The organism is Flavobacterium sp. HNIBRBA15423 (genome assembly GCF_052655965.1).
On sequence record NZ_CP199751.1, the window covers coordinates 4,192,383 to 4,207,371 of the forward strand.

At 29.7% G+C, this 14,989-nt stretch carries 9 protein-coding genes; 5 read left to right on the plus strand and 4 right to left on the minus strand.

All coding sequences use genetic code 11. The features are described from left to right. Positions 1 to 90: 90 nt before the first annotated feature. Entirely contained in the window at positions 91 to 858 is a 768-nt protein-coding gene (locus tag ACULEV_RS18675) for a nitrilase family protein (RefSeq protein ID WP_445456567.1), read from the plus strand. Here ACULEV_RS18675 and ACULEV_RS18680 read toward each other — a convergent pair whose 3' ends face one another. Both ACULEV_RS18680 and ACULEV_RS18685 read right to left on the minus strand, forming a co-directional pair. After that, entirely contained in the window at positions 859 to 2,466 is a 1,608-nt protein-coding gene (locus ACULEV_RS18680) for an Ig-like domain-containing protein (RefSeq protein ID WP_445456568.1), read from the minus strand. It abuts the gene before it with no gap. Between the two features lie 69 nt (positions 2,467 to 2,535). Then, a complete protein-coding gene (locus ACULEV_RS18685) occupies positions 2,536 to 3,114 on the minus strand; it encodes a ComF family protein (protein ID WP_445456569.1) in 579 nt (192 codons plus the stop codon). 167 nt (positions 3,115 to 3,281) lie between these two features. On the opposite strand from ACULEV_RS18685, the gene ACULEV_RS18690 reads away from it, so the two are divergent. Both ACULEV_RS18690 and ACULEV_RS18695 read left to right on the plus strand, forming a co-directional pair. Continuing rightward, positions 3,282 to 4,115 carry a hypothetical protein gene (locus ACULEV_RS18690; RefSeq protein ID WP_445456570.1) on the plus strand — a complete coding sequence of 278 codons (834 nt, stop codon included), beginning with the start codon at positions 3,282 to 3,284 and terminating at the stop codon, positions 4,113 to 4,115. Between the two features lie 60 nt (positions 4,116 to 4,175). Further along, a complete protein-coding gene (locus ACULEV_RS18695; RefSeq protein ID WP_445456571.1) occupies positions 4,176 to 5,717 on the plus strand; it encodes a glycine--tRNA ligase in 1,542 nt (513 codons plus the stop codon). Between the two features lie 106 nt (positions 5,718 to 5,823). Here ACULEV_RS18695 and thiL read toward each other — a convergent pair whose 3' ends face one another. Both thiL and ACULEV_RS18705 read right to left on the minus strand, forming a co-directional pair. Beyond that, positions 5,824 to 6,870 (minus strand): thiamine-phosphate kinase, encoded by a 1,047-nt coding sequence (thiL, locus tag ACULEV_RS18700; protein WP_445456572.1) that lies wholly within the window; start codon positions 6,868 to 6,870, stop codon positions 5,824 to 5,826. 99 nt (positions 6,871 to 6,969) lie between these two features. Continuing rightward, positions 6,970 to 7,455 carry a regulatory protein RecX gene (locus tag ACULEV_RS18705; protein WP_445456573.1) on the minus strand — a complete coding sequence of 162 codons (486 nt, stop codon included), beginning with the start codon at positions 7,453 to 7,455 and terminating at the stop codon, positions 6,970 to 6,972. A 112-nt stretch (positions 7,456 to 7,567) separates the two neighbouring features. On the opposite strand from ACULEV_RS18705, the gene ACULEV_RS18710 reads away from it, so the two are divergent. Further along, a complete protein-coding gene (locus ACULEV_RS18710; RefSeq protein ID WP_445456574.1) occupies positions 7,568 to 10,732 on the plus strand; it encodes a T9SS sorting signal type C domain-containing protein in 3,165 nt (1,054 codons plus the stop codon). A 132-nt stretch (positions 10,733 to 10,864) separates the two neighbouring features. Then, the gene (locus tag ACULEV_RS18715; RefSeq protein WP_445456575.1) at positions 10,865 to 14,908 is read left to right on the plus strand and encodes a reprolysin-like metallopeptidase; all 4,044 of its coding nucleotides are present in this window, start codon (positions 10,865 to 10,867) and stop codon (positions 14,906 to 14,908) included. The last annotated feature ends 81 nt before the right edge of the window (positions 14,909 to 14,989 follow it).

Here is a 14,989-nt window from a genome sequence, read left to right on the forward strand (position 1 = left end):
GGATTTATAAATTTTAAATTAAATGGAAAAAGGTTAATAGTTATTTTATTTTTCTAATTTTATATCATATCAAAATTATTTCAGTTAAAAATGAAAATAGCTATTTTTCAAACTAAGTTAATTTGGCAAAAGCCAGAAGCAAATCGAAATTTAATTCAAGAATACATAGATTCTTGTGATGAATCATTTGATCTTTTGATTTTACCAGAAATGTTTACTTCAGGTTTTACCATGAATCCCCAAGAAGTTGCTGAAAACATGAATGGTGAAACGATGAATTGGTTAAAAAAAATAGCCTCTGAAAAACAAATAGCTATTACAGGAAGTTTTGTTGTTGAAGAAAATGGAACTTACTTTAACCGTCTCGCTTTTGTGTTTCCAAATGGAGAAATTGAGTTTTATAATAAAAGACACTTATTCTCTTTAGCAGGAGAAGAAAAAGTATATACGAAAGGAGAAATTAAAAAGATAATTCATTATAAAGGGTGGGACATTTGCCCTCTAATTTGTTATGATTTACGTTTTCCAGTATTTAGTAGAAATATTGAAAATTACGATTTGTTATTGTATGTCGCAAATTGGCCAAAACCAAGAATAAATGCATGGAATACATTATTAAAGGCAAGAGCTATTGAAAACATGTGCTATACTATAGGTGTTAATCGTATAGGATTAGATAATAATGATTTAGAATATACAGGAAGTTCCCAAGCAATTGATTATTTGGGTAACGAATTGATAAATTGTAATGACGAGCAAGGGCTTTTTATTGTTGAAATAAATAAAGAAAAAATGCTTGAAACTAGAAAAAAATTAAACTTTTTAAACGATAAGGATGATTTTGAAATTTTCAATTAATTACTCTAAAAGAAATTCTTGTTCTACATCCCAATTGGCTCTTACATCAATTTTTTTTGAATAATAAATAATTTCTTCTGCTTGTCTCTTTTTTAAGAAATTACCTGTGTCCCAAAGATTGTTTTTATTGTCGTCGTAGATTATTCTTAGCGTGTAAATACGAGGCTCTATTGATTCGAAAAATACTGGTTCTTCTTTTGCTCTGCTTTCGGATGCAATTACATCTCCTTTATCATTTAAAATTTCAACTATATAGGGAAAGCGATTTGCGTTTTTAACTGAAATTTTTAAGTTACCAAAATCTGATAGAGCTTTTGTACTAAATGAGAATGAAAGAGAGTCGTTTTTAGTGTTGTAAAAATCTTCAATTGCTTCTGGGAGAATTTCCAAAGTGTATTTCTGACTTTCTTCTTTTTTAAAATCGAAAACTATTTCTTGTTCAAATTCTTTATAAATAAAGTCAAAATCTAAAACTATTGAGTCTTTATTGATTAATTTAATTTTACTTTTTTCAATTGAGTTTAAAGGTGTTTTAGTTTTTAATGTAAGATTATCTCTAAAATTAAGACTTCTTTGTGGAGATTGGATTTCTAATGAATCGGTTTCTTTAAGTTCTTTAATTTTGGCGTCAAAAGATTTAGAATAATTATCGTTTTCAATAGTAAAAGTTAGAGAATCAGGTTTAATAATTGGGAAAAATAATTGAACAGAGTCTTTGCCTTTATCTGGAAATCTTGTCATCTTAATTGGAAGGATTTTTTCTCCTATTTTCGCAGTTATTTTTGCTTTTTTTGGATCTCCTTGAAAACCCATGTAGAATTTGTTGTTTGATTGTTGGATGGGTTTATCAGCTTTGAAAACGGCTTCTTCTTTAAAAAGCTCTAATTCATAAACTGTATCATTTGGTAATGTAATCGTTTGTTCAAGAAAGGCTATTTTATCTGTTTTAGGATCAAATTTGTAATTATTGTTTTTGTCTTTAAGTGCTATGATTTTGTAATTTCCAGCTTGAAGATTTTCCAGAGCGAATACTTTTAAACTATCTAAAGTGTTAGTAACATATAAAGGAGTTTCATTATAAACAGTAGAATCTTTAAAAGTAGTTGCATCATATAATTGAATGGATACAAAATTATCTGGTTTTTCTTCATAAGCATCTTTTATCTTACCTAGTAAAGACAAGGAATCGATGTAACTTCCAGTTGAAAAGATATACTTAAATTGAGAATAAGGATTACCTTCATTGTTATCGGTAATACTTTGACCAAAATTAAAACTATAGGTAGTATTTGGTTTTAGAGTATCTACTATTTTTATAGATATAAACTTACTTGCACTTCCTTGAGGAACAATAATAGGTTGTTTTTTAAAAGGTGGTGAAATGATTAATTGCTTGTTAATGTTTTTTACTTTAATCAACTCATTGAAAGTAATTTTAATTTCATTTCCTTGAAAATTTGTGTTGAAATTTTTTGGACTGCTTGAGATAATTTTAGGAGCAATTGTGTCTTTTGATCCACCCGTAATCGTTCCTCTTTTAGCACAACTACTGGTAAAAATTGTTAATCCTAAAACTATGGTAAGAATTATAAAATATATATTTTTCATTTATTATTTTAAATAAAACTTTACAAAATAACAACTATATTTAGTCTAAACATAATTTTTTAAATTTTTTTATGATTGCGTGTAAGCTATTGTAATTACACTCACTTTAGCATTTGGAATTTTTAATAACGCTTTAGTACAAGATTCTATTGTGGCTCCAGTTGTTACTACATCATCTATTAAGAGAAAGTGGTTTCCTTTTATAGTTGAGTAATCCTTTACTTCAAAGAGGGTTTTATTTATTACTTGTCGTTCTGCTTTATTTTTTTTTGTTTGAGTTTTTGAATATTTATTTCTGATTAAAAGAGTATTGTTATAGGGAATGCCTAATTCTTTTGATAAGGTAAGGCAAAATGTATCAACTTGGTTATAACTTCTTTCTTTAAATCTTTTAGGATGAAGTGGTACAGGTATTATCTCGTCAATATTATACTTTTCTTTTAATCCTTTTAATGATAATGCATAAATTAACCCTAAATAGGAGCCTATCTCTTGTTTTCCTTTGTACTTTAATTGATGTATTAGTTTTTGAACAATGCCTTCTTTATGAAAATAAAGCATTGAAAATGCAAACTCGAGATCTACAATACCATAAAATTTATTTTCTGTATCATTTGTATCAAGTAAATGATGATTTGTTAATGGCAAATTATGAACGCAAGATGTGCAAATTATTTTTTCGTTGTTTAATAAAAGCTCGTTACAGCCAAAACAAAGCGGAGGAAATAACAATTTTAACAGATTTTTATGCATTATAACGATAATAAATTTAAGGAAAGTCAAATTTCATTTAATTTAATCAAAAATAGAATTTAATGTCGTTCAAAAAAAGAACATTTATAAAAATTTCCTTTACAATTTTAACCTTTTTAGTGTTATTGTTGTTTTTTGGATATTATAATATTTGTGCTAAGTATGACGCATTATTAGATCAATCTAATACAGAAAATAGATTACTTCAAAATCAGTTTGATGAAATTTTAAAAAAATATGATTCCCTTAATGTTGTAACTGAAAAAGAAGAAGCAGTAGAGGTTGATAAAGCTATAAAAAATGCGATGGAGGATTCTAAGAGATTTAATCAAAATGTAAAAAACCCAATAAGCGATACTAAAACTATTGAAAATCAGATTTATAACCTAAAAACAAAAATAGGTGAAGATTCTAATGAGATTATTAAAATAAATGGTAATATCACAAAGAATAAAAAAATTTTATTACAGTTAGAATCATACAAAAAAAATGAAAGTAAGGCTAAACATGATAAATTAAATGCTATTAATTTAAATGCAAGAGGTGTTAAAATCTTATCTGATTTGTATTCAAAAAGTAGAGGTAAAAAGATCCAACAAATTAGAGTTTGTTTTACATTAGAAGGGAATGAGTTTGTTAGAAATGGGAATAAACAATTGTACGTACAAGTTGTAAATCCTAAGAATCAAATTATTTCTGTAAAAGATACTTATTTAGAATTAGATAATGTAAAACTAATCTATAGTGCAAAAATGGAAGCTTTGTATAATAAAAAAGATGTTGATGTTTGTACTTATGTAGATTTAGAAGCTGATAAAACCATAAAAGGAAAATATATTATCAATATTTATAATTCATTCTCTAAAATTGGCTCCACTATTTTTGAATATGATTAATATTCAAATTATTCTAAAAATTTCTTTTCTTTATTAAAAACCTATTTTTACTTTTGCAACATGGCAAAACAAGATGATTTATTTAAAAATGTAATTTCGCATGCAAAAGAATACGGATTTATTTTTCCGTCAAGCGAAATTTACGATGGACTAAGTGCAGTTTATGATTATGCACAAAACGGTGTTGAATTAAAGAAAAATATACGTGAATATTGGTGGAAAGCAATGGTGCAAATGCATGAAAACATTGTTGGTATCGATGCTTCTATATTTATGCATCCGACCACTTGGAAAGCTTCTGGTCATGTTGATGCATTTAGCGATCCATTAATTGATAATAAAGATTCTAAAAAAAGATATCGTGCCGATGTTTTGATTGAAGATTATGCTGAAAAAATCAATATCAAAGCTCAAAAAGAAATTGAAAAAGCAAAAAGTCGTTTTGGAGAAGCTTTTAATGAGCAAGAATTTGTTACTACAAATGAGCGTGTTAAAGGATATCTAGAACAAAAAAATACTATTTTGCAACGCATGGCACGTTCATTAGAAAATGATGATTTGGCAGATGTTAAAGCTTTAATTGAAGAATTAGACATTGCTTGCCCAGAAAGTGGTTCAAAGAACTGGACAGAAGTAAGACAGTTTAATCTAATGTTTGCTACAAAACTTGGAGCTTCTGCAGACACTGCAATGGATTTATATTTACGACCAGAAACAGCACAAGGTATTTTTGTGAATTTTTTAAATGTACAAAAAACGGGACGAATGAAAATTCCTTTTGGAATTGCACAAACAGGAAAAGCATTTCGTAATGAGATTGTTGCAAGACAATTTATTTTTAGAATGCGTGAGTTTGAACAAATGGAAATGCAGTTTTTTGTGAAGCCAGGTGAAGAAATGAAATGGTATGAATATTGGAAAGAAACACGATTAAATTGGCATAAATCTCTTGGTTTAGGTGCTGAGAATTATCGTTTTCATGATCATGAAAAATTAGCGCATTACGCTAATGCAGCGGCAGATATAGAATTTAATTTTCCTTTCGGATTTAAAGAGTTAGAAGGAATTCATTCTAGGACTGATTTCGATTTGAAAGCACATGAAGAATATTCGGGAAAAAAATTACAGTATTTTGATAATGAAACAAATTCGAGTTATGTTCCTTATGTAGTAGAAACATCTGTTGGTTTAGATAGAATGTTTTTAGCAGTTTTTTCAAAAGCATTACAAGAAGAAACATTAGAAGATGGCTCAACAAGAACAGTTTTACGTTTACCTTCAGTTTTAGCTCCTACAAAAGCAGCTGTTTTACCATTGATTAAGCGTGATGGTTTGCCAGAAGTGGCTAAAGAAATTATTGAAGATTTAAAATGGGATTTTAATGTGGCTTATGATGAGAAAGATGCTGTAGGCCGTCGTTATAGAAGACAAGATGCTTTGGGAACACCTTTTTGTATTACTGTAGATCATCAAACTTTAGAAGATAAAACAGTTACTATTCGTCATAGAGATTCAATGGAGCAAGAAAGAGTGGCAATCTCAGAATTAAGAGGTATCATTAATAATGAAGTTTCAATTAGAAATTGGTTGATGAAGATGTAGTTTTAAAACCAAAAAAGAATATAAAAAAATCCAGAAATTCAATTGAATTCTGGATTTTTTTATATTTTAAAATAAGTTTAAAAAATCACTAAGATGGAATGCAAAACTATTCTGTCATTGCATTCCATCCTCTTGCTTTCAAAGGAATTTTAGTATTCGCTCTAGTAATTAAATGATTCCCTTCTTTTTCTTCAACTATATGACCAATTATGGAAAAGTTTGGATTAGCTTTAATCTTATCAAAATCTTCCATTTTTATGGTGAATAATAATTCATAATCTTCACCACCACTTAAAGCTATTGTAGTGATATCTAAATTGAATTCTTCGCAAACATTTATCAATTGTGGGTCGGCTGGAATTTTGTCTTCATAAAGATTACAACCTACATTACTTTGCTTACAAATGTGTAATATTTCTGAAGATAATCCGTCAGAGATATCAATCATTGAAGTAGGTTTTACTTCAAGTTTTGATAGTAATTCTTTAATATCAGTTCTAGCTTCAGGTTTTAATTGCCTTTCAATTAAATAGGAATATTGTTCTAAATCAGGTTGGTTATTTGGGTTAACCTGAAATACTTGTTTCTCACGTTCTAAGACTTGTAAACCCATATAAGCAGCACCAATATCGCCTGTTACAACTAACAAATCCGTTGGTTGTGCACCACTTCTATAGGTTATATCATCTAAAATTGCTTCACCAATAGCAGTAATGCTAATAATTAGTCCTTTTTGTGAAGAAGTAGTGTCTCCACCAATTATATCAACATTATAAATCTTTGCAGCTAATTGAATTCCTTCATATAGTTCTTCAATAGCTTCTAAAGGGAAACGATTTGACATTGCTAAAGAAACGGTTATTTGTGATGGTTTTGCATTCATCGCACAAATATCAGAAAGATTAGCTACGACTGCTTTATAGCCTAAATGTTTCAATGGCATATATGCTAAGTCAAAATGAACACCTTCAACTAATAAATCAGTTGAAACCACCACTTTTTTATCATTAAAATCTAAAACTGCAGCGTCATCACCAATGCTTTTTATTGTTGTTTCTTGGTTTATAGTGATATTTTTAGTTAAATGTTCAATCAGACCAAATTCACCCAATTCCGCTAAACTAGTTCTTTTTTGATTTTTATCTTCTAACATGTAGTATTGTTTTTATTGCAAAGATAGTTTTTTGATAGAATAGATGATGGAAAACAGAGAAAAGACTTTAGTTTAAAAGAAAAATTATGGGTTGAGTTTTTATTGTTCTTTTTCTAATTCATTTAATTTGTCATAAATTAGATGGGTTTCATAACCTTTACGAAGAAGGAAATCAATAAATTTTTTATTTTTTTTTGGGCCTTTTTTTTCTTTTATGGTATTCCAATTTTTCTCTGCTAATGAGTTGAAATTTTCTAAATAGGTTTTATTTTCAATTTCTTGAAGAGCGATTTCAATAATTTTTGAAGAAATATTTCTAAATTTTAATTCGTTTTTTATACGATTTTTTCCCCAATTTTTATAATTATGCTTACCACGAGTGAAACTTTTTGCAAATCTTTCTTCATTAATGTAGTTGTTTTCAATCAAATAAATAAGAATAATCTCTTTCTCACCGAGTGGGAGATGATATGAAAATAGTTTTTCTTCTACCTCTTTATAACACCGTTCTTGATAAGCACAATAATATTCCATTTTTGCACGAATCTCTTGTAATGAGTGATTTACATTTTCTTTTTTCTCCAAACTCTTAACGATTTAATAAACTTAATTTTTATCAAAAATAGGTATTATTAAATATTTTTACATATTCTTAAATGCTATTTTACTATTAACCAAATCTAAAAGCTATTAACCAATGAAGCTAAGATTACAATTATTGACCCTTATTATGGGGTGTTTTGCATGTGCGCAAGGATTAGAAGATTTTTCAAACATTCCCACAGCAAGTTCTACAACTTATTTATCACGATCATGGATTGGAACAGATGGAGTTTCTTGGAATGCAACATCTGCTAGAACAGATCAAACTTTAAATTCAAAAGCTATTTGTACTAACGGATCAGGAACGATTTCTTCTCCAACTTATGCAGGAGGAATGGGGATTTTGAATTTTTCTTATGTAAGAGCTTTTACAGGTACGAGTTCTCGAAGTTTAGAAGTATGGGTAAATGGTGTTCAAATTGGAACTACTATAACGGTTTCTCCAACTTCAAATACAATAATAAACTATAGTCAATCAATTAATGTTTCTGGAAATGTAAGTCTTGAATTAAGAACTTCAGGAGCACAAATTAAAATTGATGATATTTCATGGACTGCTTACAATGCTTGTACACCACCAACAATAGCAATAGCTCCATCTTCTGGTCCTATAGGAACAGAGGTAACCATAACTGCATCTTCTGGTAGTCTATCAGGTGCATCTGTTTTTTTTGGTGCAATTAATGCAACAATTGTTTCAAATACAGGAACCGTAATGGTTGTTGAAGTTCCTAGTGGAGCGGCAACGGGAGATATAACTATTACAGATAGTCAGCCTTGTGATACAACTATTGGATTTACCGTATTGAAAAAAGACGGTATTTGTAGTGGATTGTCTGAATTAATAATGACTGAAGTTTATGATAATGATGGAGGTAGTTTGGGATATATAGAAGTTTATAATGGAACTGGTTCTTCTATTGATTTAACAAATTATTTTGTAAGAAGATATGGAGATAATGCAGAATTTATTGCTAATAACTTTACTGATTTCTTTTTTACTCCTAGTATTACAACTATTCCTAATGGAGGCGTGGTTTATGGTAGAATTAGTAATGATGCAAATATAGCTTCTCCTGATTTTGATTTTTCAAATAGTTCAGGAATTAATGGGAGTGACATTCTTCATTTATATAACGGATTAACTTTAATTGATGTTTATGTAGTGCCAAATAATACAATTGGATATACCGCTTTAAGGAATGTGAACACTGCAGGGCCAAATACAGTTAGTAATCCTTCTGACTGGACTCATACTAATGCTGAAACGACATCAAATCTTGGTGTTTTTAATTACACAGGTTTATCTTCAAATTTACCAACAGTTGATACTAATCCTATTGATGTGTTTAGTTGTGAAACAAATGCTAGTTTTGTAGTAAACGCTACAGCTTCTGGTTCAGGAAGTTTAACTTATCAATGGTATTATAATGATGGATTTGCCAATGGATGGACAAATGTTAGTAATAGCTCTTTTTCAGGAGTAACTACTACTGGATTTTCTTCAGCTACTTTAAATTTGATAGGATCTCTTACAGCATTTAATGGTTATCAGTTTTATTGTGAAGTTATTCAAGATGGAGCTTGTTCAGTAATGTCTGATGCTGCTCAATTAAAAATTTCTGGAACTACATGGAATGGTTCTGTTTGGTCAAATGGACTGCCTGATATATCTAAATTAGCAACAATTAATGGAAATTATGACACTATTACTAATGGAAATTTTGAATGTTGCAGTCTAGTAGTTAATGCTACTTTTGCCTTGAATATTCAAGCGACTACTTTTGTTTTAATTCAAAATGATTTAACCGTAAATGGAACACTAAATGTTTTAGACGATGGATCTTTAATTCAAGTAAACGATTTAGGGGTTAATACAGGCAATATTTCTTATGAAAGAATCACCTCTGGCAATGCATTGGATTATGTATATTGGTCTTCACCTGTTGATGGTTACAGTACACCTAGTAGTGGTTATGTATTTACATGGAGCCCTACAATCGTCAATTCTAATGGTGGTTTGGGTAATTGGACTTATTCTTTAGGAACTACAATGCAACCAGGAGTTGGTTATATAATGAGAGATGTTTTTTCTAAAACCTTTGACAATGGAGTTGCAAGAAATGGAATAATTTCTGCTACTATTCAAAGAGGAAGCTATACAGGTTCTAATTATGCAGGAACAAATGGGGTAGTAATTACGAATTTAGATGATAATTTAAATTTATTGGGTAATCCCTATCCATCTTCAATTAATGCAATTGATTTTCTTTTAGCAAATACAAATGTTGAAGGAGCGGTTAGAATTTGGTCACATGGTATTTCACCTTCTAATGCTATACAAAATCCTTTTTATGGAAGTTATCAATCTAATTATTCAATTAATGATTATATAATATATAATAGTACAGGTTCGAGTACAGGTCCAGGAACATTTAATGGTTTTATCGCTGGAGGTCAAGGATTTTTTACAATAATGAATGATGGAGTTGCTTCTTCTCAAAATGTCTTTTTTAATAATTCAATGAGAGACAAAACGTATGATAATGGACAATTTTATAGAGGAATTTCTTCAAGGACATCAACTGAAGACAAACATAGAATTTGGTTAGATTTAAACAATGCTAATAATCAATCTGCAAAAACACTTGTAGGATATGTAAGTGGTGCAACTATAGGGAAAGATAGAATGTATGATGCTGTTACATTAGAATCAACAGAAACTTCTATTTATTCTATTGTTGATAATCAAAAAATGAGTATTCAAGGTAGATTTCCTTTTAGTGAAAATGATGTGGTGCCTTTAGGGGTAAAAATAACTAAAGAGGGAACTAATTCCATAGGGATTTTTGCAGTCGATGGTCTTTTTAATCAACAAAATATTTTTCTAGAAGATTTATATTTGAATATAATTCATGATTTGAAAACAACTGCCTATAGTTTTGATTCTCCATTAGGTGTTTTTAATGATAGATTTCTTTTAAGATTTAAAGATGCTACTTTATCAACAAATGAGTTTGTTTTTAATGAGAATGAGATTCAGATAAATAGTGATCAATTTATAGAGATAAAGTTGTTATCAGATAAGAATATAAAATCAGTTGTTATTTATGATATTTTAGCCAGAAAAATCTTTGATAAAAATAACATTAACAATAATGGTGTTATTATAAGTAGTTTAAATAAAATTAATGCGCCTTTAATAGTTAAAATTAAACTCGATAATAATATTATAATATCAAAAAAGATTATTTATTAAAAATTTCACTAAAAAAACAACAAAAAGAATCGGTTATAGTTATTTTTTTAATTTAAGTTTAAAAATAATATTAAAATAATTATACATTTGTTATCTTAATGTTAAGAAAAATTACCTATAACCAAAATTAAAATGAAAAAAACAATACTTTCATTATTCCTGTTTTTTTCAATTTTACAGATCTATTCTCAAAAAGAAAATGGATGGAAACGAATTGAAAGAACTACCTTTAATGACGCTGAAAAAATAAGAAAGTCATCATTGCCATTAGAATATGAATTATTTGAATTTGACTATGAAAAATTTAAATCTAATTTAATAAATGTACCTAAAAGAGATGAGTTTTTAGGTGTTTCAAATGTGATTGTATCAATACCAAATGTTGTTGGTGAGATGGAAGAATATAGAATTGTTGAAGCGTCAACTTTTGAAGATGATTTGCAATCCCAATTTCCTGAAATTAGATCTTTTGCTGGTCAAGGTGTAACAAATCCATCAAATACAATTAGATTCAGTATTTCTCCTTATAATGGAATAAGTGCTATAGTGCGTTCAGGTTCAAAAGAATCAACCTTCATTATAGATCCCATTTCAATAGATTATAAAACAGTTATTGTTTTTGATAAGTCTAAATCTGGAAAATCGGAAGGAAAATTTAGTTGTACAACAGACGAATCTATTCAAAAATTTGGATATCCAAATGAAGTAATGGATAATTCTTTTAAAAATGCAGATGATTCTCAATTGAGAATATTTAGAATGGCTCAATCATGTACTGCAGAATATGCAAACTATTTTGGAGCTACAAGTGCAGCACAAGTAAATTTAGTTTTAGCTGCTTTTAATGCTACTTATACAAGAGTAAATGCTTTATTTGAATCTGATTTTAATTGTACCATGCAACTAATAGCTACGACTACTAATGTTATTTATTATAATGCAGGAACAGACCCATATTCAAGTTCAGCCAACCTAGGTAACTGGAATTCTGAATTGCAAGCTACTTTAACAAGTGTAATTGGAGATTCAAATTACGATATAGGTCATTTATTTGGTGCCGATGGAGGAGGAGGAAATGCAGGGTGCATAGGATGTGTTTGTGAAACAGGAAAAGGTAGTGCATATACGTCTCCGTCTGATGCTATACCTCAAGGCGATAATTTTGACGTTGACTATGTAGCTCACGAAATTGGACACCAACTAGGAGGTAATCATACTTTTTCAATGAGTACAGAGAACAATAGTGTAAATATGGAACCAGGATCTGGTGTTACAATTATGGGTTATGCTGGTATTACAGGAGCAACAGATGTGGCTAGTCATTCAATTCCAATTTTTCATGCAGGTTCAATTGAACAAATTACTACCAATATAAAAAGTAAATCGTGTCCAACTATAGTGAATGTTTCCAATGCGGTACCAATTCCTTCTGCACCTGCTAGTAAAATAGTGCCAAGAGGTACAGCTTTTAAATTAATAGGTACAGCAACAGATGCCGATTCAGGTGATATTTTGTCCTATAATTGGGAACAGATTGATGATGCCACTACTGTTGGAGCAGTAGCATCATATCCAACTGAAACTAAAACAAATGGAGCGAATTTCCGTTCATTTATGCCAAAAAACAACGGAGTTAGGTATTTTCCAAGATTAGAAGATCATGTTGCTAATGGCATTGTGGGTAATCAATGGGAAATAATTCCTAATAATCCTAGTGCTAATAGAACATTAAAATTTAGATTAACGGTAAGAGATAATAAAGCTGGTGGCGGTGCAAATGAAAGTGTAGATACAGATGTTACTTTCGATAGCACAAAAGGACCATTTCTAGTTACTTCTCAAAATGCTTTAGGTATTAGTTACACTCAAGGTTCTACTCAAACAATAACTTGGTCTGTCAATAGTACTAATACAATGACAGGAGCATCAAATGTTAATATAAAGCTTTCAATAGATGGAGGGCAAACATTTCCTACTGTCTTACTAGCAAATACTCCAAACGATGGATCAGAAGTGGTCACTATTCCAAACGTTTCTGCTCCATATTGTAGAATTTTGATAGAGCCTACTGGAAATGATTTTTATGCGATTAATTCTCAGGATTTTGCTATTGGTTATACAGTTACGAGTATTTGTAATTCTTATACAGCAACACCTAATGGGAATATTCCGCAAGGTAGTTATGCAGGATGGTCTGTTAATATACCAGATAGTTTTACTATTTCTGACGCTAATATTACTACAACAATAACACATAGTAGAAGAAATCAAATATATGCATTTGTTAGAAGCCCTGGAACAACCTTTGTTGATGTTGATTTGTTTCAAGGTGGAAGTTGTGGGAATGCAATCACAAATTTAAATGGAACATTTGATGATGAATCTTCAAATGCTGCCGCTTGTGGAGTAACAGATAATTTTGGAAATATGAAGCCTTTAGTCCCTTTAACTGCCTTTGACGGTTTGAATTCAGCTGGGACATGGATTTTTGCAGTAGCAGATGCTGTTACTGACGGAAGAACAGGAACTTTAAATAGTTTTACTATTCAGTTATGTTATAAACAAATTACAGAGACTCCTAATGCTTGTGGTGTAATTACAACAACTTGGAATGGCACTTCATGGTCAAATGGTGTTCCGTTAAAAAATGTGGCTGCAATTATAAATGGAAATTATATTTCAACAGGAGATTTAGAAGCATGTTCTTTTACTGTAAACTCGGGATTTAATGTAACAATAGTTTCAGGTCATACTTTGACTATTGGAAATGAAGTTGTAGTAAATGGAACAGGTGTATTGACAATTGAAAATAATGCAGCTCTAGTTCAAATAGATGCTACAGCAGTAAATTCTGGAAATATAGTGGTTAATAGAAATTCTACTCCTATGATTCGTCAAGATTATACAGCATGGACATCACCCGTTGTAGGACAACAATTATTAGCTTTTTCACCTAATACTGTTTTAACTCGTTTTTATGAGTATTTATATACTGGAATCTCAACACCAACTGCTTATCAGTCAGTTACGCCAACTAACAATTTTACTATTGGTAAAGGTTATATGATTCGTGTAGATAATAATTGGTCTACAACAATTCCTACAGTTTATAATGGACAATTTACTGGCATTCCATTTAATGGAGATTTAACTGTTAGTTTAGGAAAAGGGTATAATCTTATAGGAAATCCTTATCCTTCTCCAATTGATGCAGATAGATTTTTGCAAGACAATGCAACTACAGTAGGTGCGCTTTATTTTTGGACCCATACAGTACCAGTTACTGGAGGTGTATATCCAGTTAATAATTACGCTTCTTATACAACTTTGGGAGGAACTGCTTCTGCAGCAGGAGGTGCTATTCCAAATGGTAAAATACAAACAGGTCAAGGTTTCTTTGTTAGAGCTTATGATTTTGGAAATGCTAATTTTTCTAATTTCCAAAGATTAAATGCATCATTAAGTACACAATTTTTTAGAACTTCGTCCATACAAACTAATAGTGAAGTTCATAGATATTGGCTAAATTTAAATGGGAATTCAGATGCATATAATCAAATATTAGTGGGTTATAAAGAAGGAGCAACTAGTGGTATAGATAACACAATTGATGGTAAAACACTCGACTCTTCAAATAATACTTATTTATATAGCATAATAAATGATGATGAATTTGTAATTCAAGGGAAAGGTTTACCGTTTAATAATGATGATATTGTTGTTTTAGGTTTAAAAGCAGAGTTGTCAGGCAGTTATTCAATTGGTATTGAGGGATTTGATGGTCTTTTCGATAACCAAGATATTTACCTGAAAGACAAGTATACTAATGTTGTTCATGACATTAAACAATCTTCATATTCATTTACAACTCAAGCAGGAACATTTAATGATCGTTTTGAGGTAGTCTATAAAAATATAACTTTAGATTCTAATGTCTTTGTTAATGATGATGAAGTAATTATTTTCTCTCAGAATAATTTAATTACTATAAATTCAGAAAAAGAAGTAATTAAATCAATTAGTATATTTGATGTATTGGGGAGAATTTTAATAGATAATGAGAATGTTAATCAAAATAGTTTATCTATAAACACAATGCAATCCACCAATCAAGCATTATTTGTTAAAATTACTTTAAGTAATGGACAAATAGTAAATAAAAAGATTATTTTTTAAAGAATAAGATAATATTGTATAATGAGTTGTCAGAAATGACAACTCATTTTTTTTGTAAATATATTATTTCGTAACTTTGGT